This is a genomic window from Achromobacter sp. LC458, from assembly GCF_001005835.2.
In the GTDB taxonomy this organism is placed as follows: domain Bacteria; phylum Pseudomonadota; class Gammaproteobacteria; order Burkholderiales; family Burkholderiaceae_B; genus Achromobacter; species Achromobacter spanius_B.
This window is the reverse complement of record NZ_LBHW02000030.1, coordinates 21,130-37,367: the sequence shown is the minus strand read 5'-3', so window position 1 is coordinate 37,367 and position 16,238 is coordinate 21,130. Positions and strand designations below refer to the sequence as shown.

At 58.9% G+C, this 16,238-nt stretch carries 17 protein-coding genes and 1 pseudogene; 7 read left to right on the top strand and 11 right to left on the bottom strand.

The window, feature by feature from the left end; all coding sequences use genetic code 11:
* The first annotated feature begins 105 nt into the window (after positions 1-105).
* Genes YH64_RS21675 through YH64_RS21665 form a run of 3 tightly spaced genes read left to right on the top strand, consistent with a single transcriptional unit; the run spans position 106 to position 3,913 of the window.
* Complete coding sequence (locus tag YH64_RS21675; RefSeq protein WP_046803302.1) at positions 106-1,458, top strand: FAD-dependent oxidoreductase; 1,353 nt, start codon at positions 106-108, stop codon at positions 1,456-1,458.
* Positions 1,459-1,474: 16 nt separating this feature from the next.
* Positions 1,475-2,689: a 3-hydroxybenzoate 6-monooxygenase gene (locus tag YH64_RS21670; RefSeq protein ID WP_046803301.1), complete on the top strand. Its 1,215-nt coding sequence runs from the start codon at positions 1,475-1,477 to the stop codon at positions 2,687-2,689.
* 48 nt (positions 2,690-2,737) lie between these two features.
* Positions 2,738-3,913: an ABC transporter substrate-binding protein gene (locus YH64_RS21665; protein WP_046803300.1), complete on the top strand. Its 1,176-nt coding sequence runs from the start codon at positions 2,738-2,740 to the stop codon at positions 3,911-3,913.
* Positions 3,914-4,072: 159 nt separating this feature from the next.
* On the opposite strand, the gene YH64_RS21660 is transcribed toward YH64_RS21665, so the two are convergent.
* The gene (locus YH64_RS21660) at positions 4,073-5,089 is read right to left on the bottom strand and encodes a tripartite tricarboxylate transporter substrate binding protein (RefSeq protein WP_143215484.1); all 1,017 of its coding nucleotides are present in this window, start codon (positions 5,087-5,089) and stop codon (positions 4,073-4,075) included.
* 214 nt (positions 5,090-5,303) lie between these two features.
* On the opposite strand from YH64_RS21660, the gene YH64_RS21655 reads away from it, so the two are divergent.
* Both YH64_RS21655 and YH64_RS21650 read left to right on the top strand, forming a co-directional pair.
* Positions 5,304-5,783, top strand: a complete 480-nt coding sequence (locus YH64_RS21655) for a hypothetical protein (protein ID WP_046803298.1) — start codon at positions 5,304-5,306, stop codon at positions 5,781-5,783.
* A 30-nt stretch (positions 5,784-5,813) separates the two neighbouring features.
* Positions 5,814-6,224 carry a hypothetical protein gene (locus YH64_RS21650; protein WP_255444655.1) on the top strand — a complete coding sequence of 137 codons (411 nt, stop codon included), beginning with the start codon at positions 5,814-5,816 and terminating at the stop codon, positions 6,222-6,224.
* A gap of 97 nt (positions 6,225-6,321) precedes the next feature.
* Here the strand turns inward: YH64_RS21650 and YH64_RS21645 are convergent, their stop codons facing one another.
* From YH64_RS21645 to YH64_RS21605, 9 genes and pseudogenes are all read right to left on the bottom strand, one after another.
* On the bottom strand, positions 6,322-6,738 hold the full coding sequence (locus YH64_RS21645; protein ID WP_046803296.1) for a VOC family protein: 417 nt from the start codon (positions 6,736-6,738) through the stop codon (positions 6,322-6,324).
* Between the two features lie 89 nt (positions 6,739-6,827).
* Positions 6,828-7,526 (bottom strand): nucleotidyltransferase family protein, encoded by a 699-nt coding sequence (locus YH64_RS21640; RefSeq protein WP_370512770.1) that lies wholly within the window; start codon positions 7,524-7,526, stop codon positions 6,828-6,830.
* Between the two features lie 25 nt (positions 7,527-7,551).
* The gene (locus tag YH64_RS21635; protein WP_046803295.1) at positions 7,552-8,094 is read right to left on the bottom strand and encodes a GNAT family N-acetyltransferase; all 543 of its coding nucleotides are present in this window, start codon (positions 8,092-8,094) and stop codon (positions 7,552-7,554) included.
* A 169-nt stretch (positions 8,095-8,263) separates the two neighbouring features.
* A complete protein-coding gene (locus YH64_RS21630) occupies positions 8,264-8,827 on the bottom strand; it encodes a hypothetical protein (protein WP_143215483.1) in 564 nt (187 codons plus the stop codon).
* A gap of 174 nt (positions 8,828-9,001) precedes the next feature.
* Entirely contained in the window at positions 9,002-9,469 is a 468-nt protein-coding gene (locus tag YH64_RS21625) for a hypothetical protein (protein WP_052945936.1), read from the bottom strand.
* Complete coding sequence (locus tag YH64_RS21620) at positions 9,469-9,672, bottom strand: hypothetical protein (RefSeq protein ID WP_143215482.1); 204 nt, start codon at positions 9,670-9,672, stop codon at positions 9,469-9,471. Before YH64_RS21620 ends, YH64_RS21625 begins: the two co-directional genes overlap by 1 nt.
* A 101-nt stretch (positions 9,673-9,773) precedes the next feature.
* On the bottom strand, positions 9,774-10,889 hold the full coding sequence (locus YH64_RS21615) for a DUF3800 domain-containing protein (RefSeq protein WP_255444652.1): 1,116 nt from the start codon (positions 10,887-10,889) through the stop codon (positions 9,774-9,776).
* A 117-nt stretch (positions 10,890-11,006) separates the two neighbouring features.
* Entirely contained in the window at positions 11,007-11,966 is a 960-nt protein-coding gene (locus tag YH64_RS21610; protein ID WP_046803293.1) for a hypothetical protein, read from the bottom strand.
* A gap of 172 nt (positions 11,967-12,138) precedes the next feature.
* Positions 12,139-12,793: pseudogene (locus tag YH64_RS21605) on the bottom strand (tyrosine-type recombinase/integrase).
* 204 nt (positions 12,794-12,997) lie between these two features.
* On the opposite strand from YH64_RS21605, the gene YH64_RS21600 reads away from it, so the two are divergent.
* Positions 12,998-13,825, top strand: coding sequence for an abortive infection family protein (locus YH64_RS21600; protein WP_082134359.1), 828 nt, complete (start codon positions 12,998-13,000; stop codon positions 13,823-13,825).
* 312 nt (positions 13,826-14,137) lie between these two features.
* Here YH64_RS21600 and YH64_RS21595 read toward each other — a convergent pair whose 3' ends face one another.
* The gene (locus YH64_RS21595; protein ID WP_255444651.1) at positions 14,138-14,884 is read right to left on the bottom strand and encodes a lysozyme inhibitor LprI family protein; all 747 of its coding nucleotides are present in this window, start codon (positions 14,882-14,884) and stop codon (positions 14,138-14,140) included.
* Positions 14,885-15,354: 470 nt separating this feature from the next.
* Here YH64_RS21595 and YH64_RS21590 point away from each other — a divergent pair, with 470 nt between their 5' ends.
* Positions 15,355-16,020 carry an imm11 family protein gene (locus YH64_RS21590; RefSeq protein ID WP_082134358.1) on the top strand — a complete coding sequence of 222 codons (666 nt, stop codon included), beginning with the start codon at positions 15,355-15,357 and terminating at the stop codon, positions 16,018-16,020.
* Positions 16,021-16,238 lie beyond the last annotated feature (218 nt).

Below are 16,238 nucleotides of genomic sequence, written 5' to 3'. Positions count from 1 at the left end.
CGTGGCGCACCGCATGGTGGCGCACCGCAGGGTGGCGCACCGCTTGGTGGCGCACCGCAGGGTGGCGCAACGCGCCGCGCAGCAATACAAGCAAGGAGAATTTCGATGGTCATTACCGAACCCGCCCGCCAGGTCCCGCTGTATGGCGAATTTGATGTTGTGGTGCTGGGCGGCGGCCCCGCCGGCGTGCTGGCCGCCGCCAGCGCTGCCCGCAACGGCGCGCGCGTGCTGCTGGTGGAACGCTACGGCTTCCTTGGCGGCATGGGCACCGCCGCCGGCGTATCCAACTTCTGCGGCCTGCACGCCAACATCCACGGCGACATCCGCCAGGTAGTGCACGGCATGACCGACGAATTGTTGGACCGCATGCGCGCGATGGACGGATTGAATGATCCGCACCTGATCCTGGGCAAGATCCACGCCCAGGCCTACGACATATCCGCCTTCAAGTGCGCGGCGGACGGCATGGTGCAAGACAGCGGCGCGCAGATCTTGTTCCATGCCCTGGCCACGGGGCTGACACGCGACGAACGCGGCCGCGTCGACGCCCTGTTCCTGGAAACCAAGTCCGGCCGCTGCGCGGTACGCGCCAAGGTCTTCATCGACTGTTCCGGCGATGCCGACATCGCGCAATGGGGCGGCCTGCCCTTTGAAAAAGGCGACGCTCACGGCCACATGCTTTACCCCACGCTGATGTTCAAGGTGGGCAACGTGGACGGCGCGCGGGCGCAGGAAGCGTGGAAGACGATACCCCTGCTGATGGACGAAGCCGCCGCCAGCGGCGAGTTCACCTTCCCCCGGCGCGGCGCCATCGTCCGCCCGCAAAAGCACGACTACGAATGGCGCGTCAACGTCACGCAGCTGGCCAATGCCGATGGCAGCGCGGCCGACGGCACCGACGCGGGCTCGCTGTCGGCAGGCGAGCTGGAAGGCCGCCGCCAGATCATGCAGTACCTGGCCTTTCTACGTGCCAAGGTCCCGGGCTTTGAACAGGCTTACGTGCTGGACATCGCGCCACAGCTGGGCATCCGCGAAACGCGTCGCATCGTCGGCGAAGCCGTGCTGACGCAGGAACACGTACTGGGCTGCGCCGACTTCGAAGACAGCATCGGCGTGAACGGCTGGCCCCTGGAAATGCACACGGCGGGCGACGTCAAATGGGTGTGGCCGCCCATCCCCGAATCGCGCGGCTACAACCAGCTGCCGTTTCGCATGATGGTGCCCAAGCGCGGGCCCGGCGTGGCCGACAACGTGCTGGTGGCGGGCCGCTGCGCGTCAATGACGCACGAGGGCCAGTCGGCCGCGCGCGTCAGCGGCAGTTGCTTCGTCATGGGCGAAGCCGCGGGCACGGCGGCGGCAATGGCGCTGCGCGACGGCATCGCACCGGGCAACGTTTCCATCGCGGCGCTGCAAGAGCAACTGAAACACCAAGGCGCCTTCCTGGGCGGCCAGGATTGACCCCGCGGGAGCCAACATGAACGCATCTTCACTTTCAGCCAAGCCGACGCGGTCCGTGATCGTGGTGGGCGGCGGCATCGGCGGCCTGGCCGCCGCGCTGGCGCTGACGCGGCAAGGCATCGCCGTACAACTGCTGGAACAGGCCGCGCACATTGGCGAAATCGGCGCGGGCATACAGCTGGGGCCCAACGCGTTCGCGGCGCTGGACGCGCTGGGCGTGGGCGAGACCGCACGGGCACGCGCCGTCTTCACCGACCACATCATCATGATGGACGCCGTCGACGCCAAAGAAGTCGTACGCATCGACACGGGCGACGCTTTTCGTGCGCGGTTCGGCGGGCCATATGCCGTGATCCATCGCGCCGACATTCACCTGTCCATTCTTGAAGCCGTGCAGCAAAACCCGCTGATCCGGTTTCGTACGTCGACGCAAATCGCCGCAATGTCGCAAGACGCGCAAGGCGTGGAAGTGGTGGACACAAACGGCAACCGTTATCGTGCCGACGCGCTGGTGGGCGCGGACGGCGTCAAGTCCGTCATCCGCGCGCAGACGGTGGGCGACCCGGTGCGCGTGACCGGCCACGTCGTCTACCGCGCCGTCGTCGAACGCGAGAACATGCCAGACGAACTACGCATCAACGCGCCCGTGCTGTGGGCCGGGCCGCACTGCCACCTGGTGCACTACCCCTTGCGCGGCGGACAGCAATACAACCTGGTCGTCACGTTTCACAGCCGCGAACAAGAGGAATGGGGCGTGCGCGAAGGCAGCAAGCAAGAGGCGCTGTCGTACTTCGAAGGCATTCATCCGCGTCCACACCAGATGCTGGATCGGCCCACGTCCTGGAAGCGCTGGGCCACCGCCGACCGCGAACCGGTCGCGCATTGGGGCCAGGGCCGCGTCACCTTGTTGGGCGACGCGGCGCATCCCATGACGCAATACATGGCGCAAGGTGCCTGCATGGCGCTGGAAGACGCGGTCACGCTGGGGGTCGCGGTGCAACAGTGCGGCGACGATCTGGACGCCGCGTTCCGCCTGTACGAATCGGTGCGCATTCCGCGCAGCGCGCGTGTCGTGTGGTCCACGCGCGAGATGGGCAGGCTGTATCACGCGCGCGGTGTGGAACGCACCGTGCGTAACACGCTGTGGACGGGCCGCAGCCAGTCGCAGTTCTATGACGCGTTGCAGTGGCTGTATGGCTGGAAGGTGGAAGGCTGCCTGGCGTCCACTTAGGGCATATCAATACAAAGCAAAAACAACGAAGCACCACTGGAGACAACCATGACAAGCCACACCCTACGGGGCGCCGCCGCCCTGGCGTTAACGCTGACGGCATGCGCCGCCGGCGCGCAAGGCAAGCCGCTGGACATCGGTTTCATCGGCACCTTGTCCACCCCCGCCGGCTACATCGGCGAAGACGAGCGCGACGCCTTCATGCTGGCCGTGAAGGAAGGCGGCGGCAAACTGGGCGGCGTGCCCGTCAACGTGCGTGTGGAAGACGACGCGCTAAAGCCGGCCAACGCCAAGCAGACCGCCGACAAGATGGTGCAGGACGGCGTGCGCCTGTTCACGGGCGTCAACTTCTCGAACGTGATGGCGGCCGTTGGCCCCACGGTGCTGAACGCGGGCGGCTTCTATGTCAGCTTGAACGCGGGGCCGTCAAACTACGCAGGCAAGGCCTGCAACCAGAACTATTTCGCGGTCGCATTCCAGAACGATTCCTACGCCGACACGGCCGGCATCGCCGCCAACGAACTGGGCGTGAAGCGCGTCGTCGTCATGGCGCCCAACTATCAAGCCGGGCGTGATGCGGTCGCCGGTTTCAAGCGCGCGTACAAGGGCGAGATTGCGGAAGAGATCTACACCAAGCTGGATCAGTCGGACTTTTCGGTAGAGCTGGCGCGCATCCGCTCGTTGAATCCCGACGCGATTTTTCAGTTTCACCCGGGCGGTGCGGGCATCAACCTGACCAAGCAATTCGCCAACTCGGGGCTATCGGACAAGATCAAAATGATTACGCCGATCTACTCGATGGACGACCGCATGCTGGCCGCGACGGGCACGGCCAGCAAGGGCTTTTATCTGAGTTCGTTATGGAGCGCCGACTTGGACAACGCGCAGAACAAGCACTTTGTGCAGGCGTTCACCAAGGCCTACAACCGCCCGCCCACTGCGTATGCCGCACAGGCGTATGACACCGCCAACCTGATCGCCTCGGCCCTGAAAGCCGTGAATGGCGACATCACCGGTCGCCCGGACGATTTTCGCAATGCGCTACGCAAGGCGGACTTCCCCAGCGTGCGCGGCAAGTTCAAGTTCGGACCGAATCAACATCCGGTTCAGGACTGGTATCTGCTGCACATCGAGCCTGGCAGCGACGGCAAGCTGGTCTACAAAAACCTGAAGGTGCTGGCGCGCGACCACACCGATGTGCACGCGGCGGATTGCAAGATGTAGGCGGGGGAAGTTGGGGGTGCGGGAACGGATCGGCCGGGAACGGATAGACCGGCGATAGGGGCGGCGTAGATAAGCACGCCGTAGATCCACACGCCATAAATGAAAAGGGGGCAGCTCACGCTGCCCCCAAAACTGCTGTCGCGTTGAATCAACGACCCATCAATTCAAGCTCGCGCCAGAAATCTTTACGATTTCCTGGTACTTCGACTTCTCGCTCTTCACGAAGTCAGCAAAGGCTTCCGGCGTCATCGGCGCGGCTTCCGAACCCATCGTCAACAGGCGTTGCTTCACATCCGGCTGCTGCATCGCATCGGCATACGCCTTGTTCAGCTTGGCCACCACCGGCGCGGGCGTGCCACCCGTCGTGAACACGCCAAACCACGTGCCCAGATCAAAGCCCTTCACGCCCGACTCTTCAACCGTCGGCACATCCGCCAGCAACGACGAACGCTTGGCCGTCGTCACCGCCAGCGCCTTCACCTTGCCGTCCTTGATCAACGGCGCCGACGCCGCCAGATTGTCGAACATGAAATCCGACTGACCCGACAACAGCGCCAACTGCGCGGGCGCCGCGCCCTGGTAAGGAATGTGTTCGACGTTGATGCCGGCACGCGCCTTCAGCAGCTCGCCAGACAGATGGCCCGCGCTGCCGTTGCCGCCTGAACCGTAGTTCAGCTTGCCCGGATTCTTCTTGGCGTAGTCGACCAGGTCGGCCAGGGTCTTGATCTTGTTCTTGTCGGCGAACTCAACGTTCATCACCAACACGTTCGGCACCGACGCCACGATCGTCACGGGCGCGAAATCCTTGACCGGGTCGTAGGGCAGGTTCGCGAACAACCACGGGTTGATCGCATGCGTGGCCACCGCGCCCATCACCAGCGTGTAACCATCGGCGGGCGCCTTGGCCACCAGGTCGGCGCCAATGTTGCCACCCGCACCCGAGCGGTTTTCCACGATCACGGGCTGACCCAGCGAACCGCGCACCTTCTCGGCCAACATGCGGGCCATGGTGTCCAGCGGACCGCCAGGCGGGTAAGGCACAACAAAGCGAATCGGCTTCGTCGGGAAATCAGTCGCCTGCGCCAGCGCGGGCGCACCAAACGGCAAGGTAGCGGCCAGCGCCACGGCGCCCTGCAACAAGGCACGGCGGACCGCGCTTCGGGGGGTATTCGTCATGATGTTTTTCTCCTCACTCCAGATCTATGGCGGTCAGTAGCATACCGCAGGGACGAGATTGGCGTAACAAAGAGATACCGGGCGGGGATGCCCTAGTTTGGTCAACCTTGGGCGGGGAGTTCGTGTTTTCTTTTGACCACGCGCGTCATAAACAAAGCGTTTAAACAAGGCGTCAGACTGCAATATCATCGATACCCTCTCCGAGGAAACCGACATGACATCGCAGCCACAACGCTTCCTGGATTATCTCGCCGCTCGTGGCTGGACGGTGCTGCGGACCACGCCCACCTCGACGCCAGCGGCCGCGCCGCGCGACGCGCACGGCTATGGCGCTTTCCTGGCGACATTCACCGAATTGCACAACGCGGACCAGACACGCTGGTTCCTGAGCGCAGCCGACCATGACGGCACGGCGGACAGCGCCTTTCCCTGGCACACCCTGCGCGATATCAGTCTGGACGCAGCGCTGGACGACGCCGGCCGGCAGGCGGTCCTGGACTTCTGGCAACAGCACACGCCGATCTACATGAGCGTTGCCGGCGCGTACGAATTCATGGCCATAGAACGCGACTCGGGCCGCATCGTGCACGGCATCGAGCCGGAATTCGAGGACACGCGCGACGTTGCCCCGAATCTCGCGGCCCTGTTCGAAGACATGATTGCGGGCCGCGCCATGGCGGCGCTTCTGGCGTAACGCCGTATGCAACCGCCTGCGCAGCCCCCTATGCCGCCCGATCCAAAGGCGTATACCCACGACAATATTCCTGCTCACGAAACCTGGTTGGACTGTGCAACCGCAGACAGTGGCCGGCTGCGCGTGGCGTTGCTTGCGGCCGATCCGCAGGCGGCTGCGCCGTTGCTGGCGCGGGCCCGCTCGACTGCCCAAGTTTTGGCCGCGCACCGCAACGCAGCGCTGCATTTCCTATGGCGCGCGGGGCGCGACGGCGGCGAGCCCGACGATCCCCCGGCGGCGTTCCTTGAACACTTCGTCCTATCGGACTTGGTCGTCTCGACCGTCGGCGGCTACGTGCCGCACCTGGCGGCGCGCGACGCGACCTGGTTCATGGATGGCTATTGGCCGTCCATGCAGTTTGCCGCAGACGACGTGCCCATCGCCTGGGTCTGCGAATCCTGACCCAGGCCGTCGCTTTCCGCCGACGTCTTCCGACCCATTGCCGTCCTGGGAGGCGGCTACTTTGGCCGGCAGTTCAGGTGTCGCGCCAGATCAGCTTTCACTCCAACCACTGCGGATTCCAGACAATTTCCCATAGATGTCCGTCGGGGTCCTGAAAGTATCCCGAGTACCCCCCCCAGAACGTTTCATGCGGTGGCTTGACGATCGTTGCCCCTGCCGCACCGGCCTGAGCCATGACAGTGTCCACTTCGACCTTTGATGAGACATTGTGACCCATCGTCATCTGGGTCGGATTGAACGGCACTGTCGTCAATCCTGTGTCATGAGAAATGCTGCTCTGCGGCCAAAGCGCCAAGCGCACGCCGGACTGCAAATCCAAAAACGCAACGGCGCCGTGCTCGAATTCCCTGCCTACAATGCCGTCGCTGGAAAGGCCTAACCCATCCCGGTAGAAGCTCAACGACACGTCAAGATCTTCAACGCCCAGGGTGATAACGGTAACTCGTGGCTTCATGTTCGTGCCTCCGTTTGAATAGCGAGTTTATCGCGGCGGGTTCTGGGTGATGAGGGACGCCTTTCCACGCGGAGCGGTCCTACGTGCGGTCAGGGTGTACAGATTGAAAGCCGAGGCCAACGGTGTCCGAATCGCTTGGAATGCACGCGATGCATAAACGTTGAGACGCTCGCCCGCCGAGGGTTGTGCCGAACTCGCAGTTCAAACAGGTCATTCAGTCCGTACGGCGCTATGACCTTCAATGATTCATCATCGTCCAGGTAAATGCCAACGCAGGTGGCAAACTCTGGCCAAGTGGCCAGCCCATCGTCCAAAGAGTTCAGGGGTGAAACCACTTGACCGAGCGCTTCTGCGAACCACTCATGCACTGTTGCCTGGTTTGTCACTTCCCAAGTTAACGAGGGAAGGAGCAACTGCAGCCGCTCTTGAAGTTCGGCATCCAGAGCTAGAGGCGCTTCGGCATCAAAGTATGCAACGTCCACGTCATCTAAGTTCGAGGGCTCCTGAAAGCCATGCAAACTATCCCATACCAAAGATCTGATGGCCCCTGCACCAATGCACCAGGAGGGCAAACCAAGGCAGCGAACCGCCCGCAGCGCAGCCATCAGTTGCTCAGAGGATTCGACGAGGTCGCATAGTTGCTGCTCATAGCCCGCCCGAACGTTCGTCATCATTTCGCCAGGAACCAGAATTTCGGGTTGCTTGTATGTGGAAACAGCATATCCAGAATCGTCGGCCGACCGCTTCTGGCCGTACGTCGTCTTTTGGAAAACTACGCTCCCGCCCATGATACGGTCGCTTAGTTCTCAGTTCTCAGTTCTCATCAGTGGGGAGCTTTGAATACAGCACGAAGTCCCCAGGCGTTCCTCGTACCATTCGGTAAGAACGCAATAGTCCTTCGCGTCGAAAGCCGCATCGCTTGAGCACGTTCTCCGATTGCGAGTTTGTGTGCAGGACCGTCGCCTGAACACGGACAAAACCGTATGAAGAGAAGGCCCAACGGGTTACGGCGTCGCATACAGCACTCGCGATACCCAATCCCCAATGGGAGGGGGCGATGTCGTAAGCAATCTCGGCCGTTTTGTTGGCGTTTGACACGGTGTGAAATCCAATCGTCCCGATGAGCCGATCCTGTAGTTTGTCGATGATTGCCAGGCGGCGTTCCGAGTCCTCGGATGCAGAATCGAACAAGTCAAACAAGCGAGACAGGTCTTTAGCCGAGCCCAGATTCCAGCTTGTGTGCTGGAACACTTGTGGCAAGGCAAGATAAGAGTACCAATCGTCCGCGTCAGCACGTTCCAGCTGTCGCAGCACCACCGCCGGGTGCCCAGAGTCAGGGGCCACCATGATGCGCATCCATCACTCCCTTGTTGAGCCGTCCCGCGTCTATTGTGTACACGGCGATTCTAATGAAATTCCGGCATGCACCACGCTGTCGGGTAGAAGCGGTCGGAGCGGTACGGCTGCTTCCGACCCAAATCTGTCTCTCGTAAGAGTTCAAAGTTGGTCGTAACAAGTCTCCAAATCAGAATTTCCAGTGTTCCTCGACCTGATAAAGCGGCTTGCCAGCCATTAGTAACTTGATAGCATCTATGTGGGCTACGTAGTCAGCCTCAGAAAAATTAGTCCACCGCGGATTACTCTTTTGCGCGGCGAGAAATGCTGAACGAGCCTCAAACATACATTTGCGGTTTTTCGACAGAAAGGTGCGTAGCCCTTTGAACAGTTCGTAGTCTAGCGGTGGATGGAGCAAGGCAACGTTCGGATGATGATGATGACCTCCGCAGACTAATATCGTTTTTAAGTAGATATTGACCAGCTTTTGAGCGCGGCCAAAGGAAAAATCGCGGATCCCCAGATGCACAGCTTCCGACTCGATTTTCTTCATAAAGCTCATCTGCCATTCATCGACGTCTTGGCCAATGTCCTCTGGGCCGGCTACCTGATCTAGGCCACTTACCTCAATCAGTCTAAAAGCCAGAGAGCTACCACCGCCTGCTAGACCACGGCCATACGCGGCCGCAGCGCACCACCTGGCGTACATGTCTTTGTGTTTCTCGATGGAATACTGAGTTGATGATATAGACATGCTGCTTTTACTCACGAACAGTTGAGGTATGCATTTTTTCGATAAGCTTCTATAGCTCATGTGCCTTGAAATGTCGGCTCCTGGCCGGAGGTGACCCATGCTGATGCCCGCTCCGACCCGGTGCGGGCGTCCGCCGAAAAATTAACCGCGCGTCATCGTTGAGGTTATGCATCTTCAACGCATGCGTTCGACGCCAACCGCTTTTTCTACACCCTCCACCTTCATTTTGTATCCTCCACCGCTACGGTAGATAAGTACCTTTGGCATGAACGCGTAATGGTAGTGATAGTGGTATTCGGTTTGCTGCCAAATCTGGCTGTTCATAAGTTTGACAATCGTCTCTCCTTCCCAGCCATCAAATTGGCCATCGATTTGTGATTCGATGACGGATGAGGTTGGAGCACCTGCGGCACCACTTGGTTTCGAGATTTGCGCCGCCTTCTTACCTGCTTGCTCTCCAATTTGATAGACCTCTAGAAGTAGCTTCGCTACTTCGGCCCGCTGTTGAGCCGACAGCTTGTCAAAACCGAGCTGCTTCTGTCTATTAGCAGACACCAACTGGTCAAGAGCTGTCTGAGCGCTGGCGGTGCTAAATGTCGTGAAGAAGACAGCAATAAGAAATAGACGAATTTTCCAGAACATCAGGTTTCCCCAAAACGTAGAATTTTGAATGAGCAGGCGGCAGAAAATAGGTGCGTCGATCGCCCGCGGCGCGCAGCACCGACCTCGGCCAGTGGCTGCAGGTGATCAAGCACCAGGTGCGCGAGCCGGCGCACGTCGTCGTGCACGTATTGCTGCGCCAAGTGCGCCAAGAAGCGGTGGTACTCCGAGACGATGCTTGCCATGCGGCCCTCTCTACACAGAAAGACGCTTTGGATGGCGTCCTTGGCGATACTCATCGGCCGCCCACGCCCTGGCGGCGGGTGGATCGTGCTTCCCTTCGCAGTTATGGCGTGTGGAAGTTCTTTGCAAAATAGTCGATGACCCTGGCCGCCTGCGTCCCCTGGCGGAAGCGCTTCTGCTCGTCGAAATCGATCGAGGGCAGCATGTGGATCAGCTGGTGGTCGGCATACATCGCCATCACCTCCCGTGCGTCCAGCGCCCCGGCACGGTGTCCCGTGAGCGTGTTCGCCGCCTCGATGGCCGCGCCGATCATCACGTCCGCCAGCTGCACAGCGGGACTGTTCCGGGAGTCGACCTGCGTTACCGACTGGAGCTTGAGCGGGAAGGTGATACTGGCGATCTCCGACTGGCGGAACGTGACCTTTTCCTCGTGGCGGATGTAGCGCTGCAGCAAGTCATGGTAGGTGACCAGGTTCTTCGACTGGTCGTGCTCGACCCGATACGGACCGTCGGCCATGACCTCCATCCGGCTGACCAGGGACTGCAGCACCACCAGGGCGGCATCCGTGCTGACGCCTGGCGTGGCGATCGCTCGCAGGCACTCTGGGGCGGCGAACTGCGCCAAGGGCCCCAGCGCTTCCGGCAGTTCCTGCCAGCGCGAGGCACGCGCAGCCTGGACCAAGTCGACGAGCGCCGCCGGGTTCTTCTCCTTTACCGCGCGCTGGAAGCCCGCCAGCAGGCGGTCGAGAGCGCCTCGCCCAAGCAGCGTTGGCCCCACCGTGTACAGCAGGGATGCCAGCGAGTAGTTCTGCCCGTCCTCGTAGAAGTCCATCCCGCGCTCGTAGTAGAACGGCTCGACGGCGTAATCCAGGAACATCAGCAGCAACAGGTAGCGCTTGTCGCAGACGTAGGTCACGCACTTGTGGTGGCCCAACAGGTCGCGTTGCAGCGCCATCAGGCGGGGGCGGTTGGCCGGCCGTCGCGCCAGGGCCCGGTACTTGAGCTCGTCCGCCTGCAGCTTCGGAAAGTGCTCGCGGATCAGGCGCTTGGCCTCGGCGTCGTCAATGGCGATCGCCGTCGCGCCTTGAAACCTCTGCTCCGAGTTCAGCAGGTCAAAGCCTGTGTAGCCGCTTTCATCGATTCGGAAGCACTCCAAGTTCCAGCCCCCTAAAGCAAGACGGATGCAAATGATGAGACGGTCAGTAGAGACTTCGGACATGGTGCAAAGACCGCTATGGCCGACCATGATCGTCGCATACCGACCAGTAGCCGATATTCTTCAAGCCGGAAAAATCAACGCTGATGTTCAACGGTTGTCGTAAGCAGCAATGACGCATTAGCCAGGAAACAGCCCCATTTGGCCGTCTATTTCGAGGGGAGTGACTTTCTCCACGATGAGCGTAGGCCTACGATCTGCGACAAAACGATTTTTGGCGTGGCGAGTGATTTTCCCCTCAACTTTGCAGTGCAAAAATAGCGCGGCTTTGTACTGGCGAATATTCCCGTGCGCTGGCACGCAATTGATGACGTGACCCATATACTCCAGGCCAACCGAGTTAGATGCTTCGCTGCCACGAATGAGGCGACCTTCCAATTTCGCTTCTGCCCCATGATGTAGCTCCGGAAATAGAAGCGCCTCTTCGTATTCGTCTTCCTGCGATTGATTGAAAAGAGATTTTTCTTCTTCGACGATGGTCACTTCCTCAACACCGGCCGCCCTAACGACTCCAATGGTTAGAACTCGATCAGCTCGAATCACAGAAGTCATTTTTACAAGTAGACGAGGCGGGAGTTGTTGATACCAACGAAAGTACTCGATGGGGATCGACAGCTCGTCGCCGTTGTCATTGGCTACCAGAACGGTGTCAGTTCCGAGTGACGGCTCGATGCGCACGCGATCCCAGTTACGAGAGCGTCGAGTGTGCTTTATGAGCTTAGCAAGAGTCTGAAGAGCTGACATCGATCTCTTGAGGATGTCTTTTAGGCCGAGGTCTTTGAAATCGTTTTCGGCAAGTTTTTCACCAGCTTTCTTTGCATAACCGAGCGCGAATGCTCCACCGATGGCAGCACTAGCAACAACTACTGCTTCCCATGAGCCAGTGCGAGTTTGCACTGGAACATCGTATTGAAATGTGGAGAAGTCTGGAGACTGCTGCGAGTTGAAGAAGCGGACGGCCTCATCAAGCCCAACGAGGGCGGATCCGGCGCTACCTGCATCAATTACGCCATCTATAAGAGTCTTACCGGAGTACTTGACGAACCCAAGCTCTTCGTATTGTTCTGTTTCGACTGGCACCGAAGCTCCCTTTGCTGGCTAACTACAGATTGAATCTAGTCATGCTCATCGGACAACAATTGTTTGCGTGTTGGTTGTAGGCCAACCCAAAAATTTCCAGATCGGTCAGCTGCCCGCTCCTGGCTGGACAGCGACAATCCACATAGATGTGCTGTCCGATTGTAAGCAAACCTTACGTTTCTGTCTGCTCTGCGATTTCCAGCGCGTCGTCGACTTCTATGCCGAGGTATCGCACCGTGCTTTCTAACTTAGTATGTCCAAGAAAAAGTTGGACTGCGCGAAGGTTCTTCGTTCGCCGGTAGATCAGCGTGGCCTTTGTTCGGCGCATAGTGTGCGTGCCATACCGCAGGGTCTAAACCGATCGACGCGATCCAACCCGCAACGATGCGTGCGTACTGGCGCGTAGAAAGATGCGGCGACTTGGCTACCCTGCTTGGAAATAGATAGTTGTCTGAAGCGAGGCGCGCCGCATCTATACAAGCAGCCACCGACTGTCGTGTCAGTTCGGCAACTTCGAACTGTACTGGCCGATGCGTCTTGCGCTGCATAACGATAGCGCGCGAGTAAGCGCTCTTCCCTTGTGAAATGTCGCAAACGCGCAAGTTGACCAAATCGCAACCACGTAATTTGCTGTCGATGGCTAGATTGAATAGAGCCAGATCCCGCACCTTTTCAGCTAGCTGCAGCCGTATACGGATTGCCCAGGTTTCTCTTAGCTTCAACGGAGCCTTTTGGCCAACAAGACTCCCCTTGTTCCAAGGGAAGTGCGGTTTTTCTTCATCGAGGTCCGGTTTTATGGAATTCTCCTTCGATGAAAGGAATCCCATTTTCACTAACAAAAAGGACGCTTACGGCCCTAGCAGTCGTTCACGAGCCCGGTTCTTCTTCCGACTATAGGCTTGGTTGTCAGCCGGCCCCCACAACGATATGCTTCATTCAGAACAAGTGGTTGCGCCAGAAATTCTAGGCGTGATCGCGTACGTGGACCCACGGGTCCGCCTATTCAGTGTTTAGGGGACAAGAACCGCATCATGGCGAATCGACCACCACTTACAGACGCTATCGTTGTGGCAGTTTCTCAGCTGGTAGACGATTCTCAAGGCGACCGGCGCGACCCAGCGCACTCGGATATCGAATTCCAAATCGACAAAGCCGGCTTGGCGTCTGCTGATCCGGGGCGCGCAAACGGAAAACCAGTCGGAAAATCCAAGCGTGTGCGTGGAGTCTTAAGTTGGGCGCTTTCGAATAACCTTGCTGCCGGAGAAACACTTGTAGCTGGTCTTGTTGCCACGGTTCAAGGCCACGGAGGGTTCCGCGAAACCTCCACCAACTACTGCGGCGCTGAGGCTGTTGCAAATCTTGCCTCGGCTTTCACCACACAAGGGTGGGACCTATTGCCAGACGGATCACTTCAGGCAAAGGTCCTTGATTCCCTGAGCGGTAAGGAACGTACTGCTGCATTGCGCACGTACGCAGATCGTGCACGCCGAGGAGCCTTGGACAGTCCGCTTCTTGCTGGAACGGCCAAAGACCTACTTGAAGCAACAGCTGCCCACGTGCTCGTTCAAAGGTGGGGTAGTTATCCGAGTACGTCGAACTTTCCGACACTGTTAGGGCAAGCGTTCTCCGCCCTCGGTTTGGCAACCCCAGGTGATGCCGTTGTTTCAGGTGAGCCTGCGCATAAGCGTATGGAACGCGCCGCATATGAGCTCGCCTGTGCCTTAAATGCGCTCCGCAATAAGGAAGGCACGGGGCACGGTCGGCCATGGATAAGCGGGATTACACTGATGCAGGCCACATTTTCTGTGGAGTCCATGGGCAACATTGCATCGCTGATGCTGGATGCTTTGAGTCCATGAAATTGTCCTCTGATATTTCGCTGTAACTGACTGTCATCCCGCTGCGCAGGCTGTCGCCGGCGGAGCTCAGGCGTTGACCGTCCGCTCATGGCCGGAAGCGGCCAAGTGAATCAAGTATCACAGGCAGCATTTCGACGGAACTTGTGGCCGCGTTAAAGCCCCGTTAGCATCGGCTCACCTGCATTCCCGTTCTGCGCCCACATCCATGGCGGAAACCACCGTGAGCGAACCCGCCGCCATTAACAACGGTGTCAGACTCCGATTTCGATATGCCTCGCACACAAAATCACGGATAAGCCCGGGCGCTTACCGTCAACCGCCATAGCACTGCGCGTAAATAAAGTCGACCAGGCGCTTGTCTGAGGCATCCTGTGGCGTGGACGGCTCGACTTGGAAATGCCCGAACATATCGTCGTTGCAGATCCGCACGTTCTTGCGCTGCGTACCTTCCTGCAATACGCAGGAGCCGCCAAAACTGTGATTACTCCCAGCGGCGCCAACCGGTAGATCTATCAGCCGGCTACAACCGATGATCCGGCCGTTTTGCTTCTGATGCGCCAACGATTGGTTGAACGATTCAACACGGGAGTTGGGATCACGAATCGGCACAACATTCACGCATTCGCCACTAACGGTTTGGTTGCCCGGCAGCTTGCAGTCTGAGTACGCCTCGCCATTGGCAATATGTTCCTCATTACGCGCCAGCATGGCGATTCGGGTTGTGTATGCTTGCTGCAGGCAGGCGCTGTCTTGACAAATGTCACGAGCGTATTTGATCCAGTTGCGCTGTTCTTTCCCCAGCTCTTTCTTGCCATAGGCATCGGTTGCGGCTAGTGCTGTTTCATAGGCGCCTTGCAATTTTCCATCCAGCGCGGATGTCTCGGCATCGCTACAGATCAACCTTTCGGTAGTGCCCGCGGCCTTGTTGCAATCAAAACTAGCGGCTTGGGCGCTAGTCCATAGCGTTGCAAGGCCCAACGTAAAGAGAAGCTTCATCGCAGGTGTATACCGTGTCTTCGGTGCGTAAGCGGGCGGGCGTGTTGAATGCGGCTGGGTCATGATCCTATCTTCTCAAGTTGTATGTCGATGATGTCTTGCGTACAGCACAACACATCTCCCTCGTGACACGTCAAATCAGCTTAACTGGGCTAATGCACATCTCTGGGCTTGTGATCTTGTCGCAGGACCATCAGAGGCATTCTTATTCCCAATACCCGGCTCAGTTTTTAACAGATCTAAGCGGACGCCTGTGCCTTTAGCAACTAAAGCGGCGGCTCCATCACAATCATCTTGGATGATCCTTCATTAACGTCGCTTATGAAGTTCATTCAACTTGAGATTTCGTTCGCTGAAGTTGGCATGGTCTGGTACAGCCTCCAATACAAGAGCTCGGTCCGATGCTCGTCAGCTCCTGGCCGAAAACTGCCAAGTGAATGAAGTCTCACAGGCAGCATTTCGACGGAACTTGTGGCTGCGTTAAAGCCCCGTTAGCATCGGCGCACCTGCATTCCCGTTCTGCGCCCACATCCATGATGGAACCCACCGTGACCGAACCCACCGCCATTGAAGTGTCAGGCGAAGCCGCATCGCATAAGGGAAAATTTTTCCTGATCGACGCCAGCTTCTTGGGAAACGGCAGGGTTCCCGGCATAGAAATTGCCAACGAACAGACGCTGATCGATCCGGGGATGAATGTCGTCTCGCGTCCTAATGGAATGCCAGATCAGTATCCGGAGCGTCCGCACCTGGTTCATGTACCCGAGAAAGGCGGAATGCCACGCGATCTGGAAGAGCTCGCTGGCATATGGATTGTGTCGGAGCCGTTGAAGCAACTGTTTGAGCAATTGGACGCCGAGGCGTTTGCCTTTGTGGCATGCGACTTCAGCCTTGCTGACGGCAGCCCCGGTCCTCAGTACTACCTTGGCAATGTGCTGCGCAGACTCGATGCCCTGGATGAAGCCGCTTCTCGCGTGCGGATCAAGCTCGACCGCAATTATCAAACAGGCCAGGACGAGAAGCTCTATAGCCTCGTTGGCGGAGCCAGCTTGGTGTTCAAACAGGATGTTGTGGGAGACGCCCATATCTTCCGCCAGGATCGCATGGGAGCCCCTCCTATCTGCGACCGCGCGATGTTTGATGCATTGAGTGCGGCCAACTTCTCCGGCGTACGGCTGCGCGATGTAGCCGATATTTAGAGCTGACACGGGAGCGGAGGGTTATGGCCGCTGCGCGGCCACAAGCGGCCCTTAGCGGCAAGGTAAGCGGCCAGGTAAGCGGCCAGGGTCGGATGTCGGTGCGGTGACGCGTATGCTCGCTTTGGCCGAAACCGCCCGCATATCGAAGTGCCGCAGCGCTACACACTACGCCCTTAACGCATCGAACTCCCACCGACCCAACCCGCGCTTCATCAGCC

What these genes read in the sequence shown, in the direction of transcription:
- YH64_RS21660 (WP_143215484.1), bottom strand. Translation starts at nt 5,089, where the DNA reads ATGACGAATACCCCCCGAAGCGCGGTCCGCCGTGCCTTGTTGCAGGGC.
- YH64_RS21595 (WP_255444651.1), bottom strand. Translation starts at nt 14,884, where the DNA reads ATGACCCAGCCGCATTCAACACGCCCGCCCGCTTACGCACCGAAGACA.
- YH64_RS21635 (WP_046803295.1), bottom strand. Translation starts at nt 8,094, where the DNA reads ATGCGCATCATGGTGGCCCCTGACTCTGGGCACCCGGCGGTGGTGCTG.
- YH64_RS21590 (WP_082134358.1), top strand. Translation starts at nt 15,355, where the DNA reads ATGATGGAACCCACCGTGACCGAACCCACCGCCATTGAAGTGTCAGGC.
- YH64_RS21615 (WP_255444652.1), bottom strand. Translation starts at nt 10,889, where the DNA reads ATGTCCGAAGTCTCTACTGACCGTCTCATCATTTGCATCCGTCTTGCT.
- YH64_RS21640 (WP_370512770.1), bottom strand. Translation starts at nt 7,526, where the DNA reads ATGGGCGGGAGCGTAGTTTTCCAAAAGACGACGTACGGCCAGAAGCGG.
- YH64_RS21625 (WP_052945936.1), bottom strand. Translation starts at nt 9,469, where the DNA reads ATGTTCTGGAAAATTCGTCTATTTCTTATTGCTGTCTTCTTCACGACA.
- YH64_RS21620 (WP_143215482.1), bottom strand. Translation starts at nt 9,672, where the DNA reads ATGGCAAGCATCGTCTCGGAGTACCACCGCTTCTTGGCGCACTTGGCG.
- YH64_RS21600 (WP_082134359.1), top strand. Translation starts at nt 12,998, where the DNA reads ATGGCGAATCGACCACCACTTACAGACGCTATCGTTGTGGCAGTTTCT.
- YH64_RS21670 (WP_046803301.1), top strand. Translation starts at nt 1,475, where the DNA reads ATGAACGCATCTTCACTTTCAGCCAAGCCGACGCGGTCCGTGATCGTG.
- YH64_RS21650 (WP_255444655.1), top strand. Translation starts at nt 5,814, where the DNA reads ATGCCGCCCGATCCAAAGGCGTATACCCACGACAATATTCCTGCTCAC.
- YH64_RS21645 (WP_046803296.1), bottom strand. Translation starts at nt 6,738, where the DNA reads ATGAAGCCACGAGTTACCGTTATCACCCTGGGCGTTGAAGATCTTGAC.
- YH64_RS21630 (WP_143215483.1), bottom strand. Translation starts at nt 8,827, where the DNA reads ATGTCTATATCATCAACTCAGTATTCCATCGAGAAACACAAAGACATG.
- YH64_RS21655 (WP_046803298.1), top strand. Translation starts at nt 5,304, where the DNA reads ATGACATCGCAGCCACAACGCTTCCTGGATTATCTCGCCGCTCGTGGC.
- YH64_RS21675 (WP_046803302.1), top strand. Translation starts at nt 106, where the DNA reads ATGGTCATTACCGAACCCGCCCGCCAGGTCCCGCTGTATGGCGAATTT.
- YH64_RS21665 (WP_046803300.1), top strand. Translation starts at nt 2,738, where the DNA reads ATGACAAGCCACACCCTACGGGGCGCCGCCGCCCTGGCGTTAACGCTG.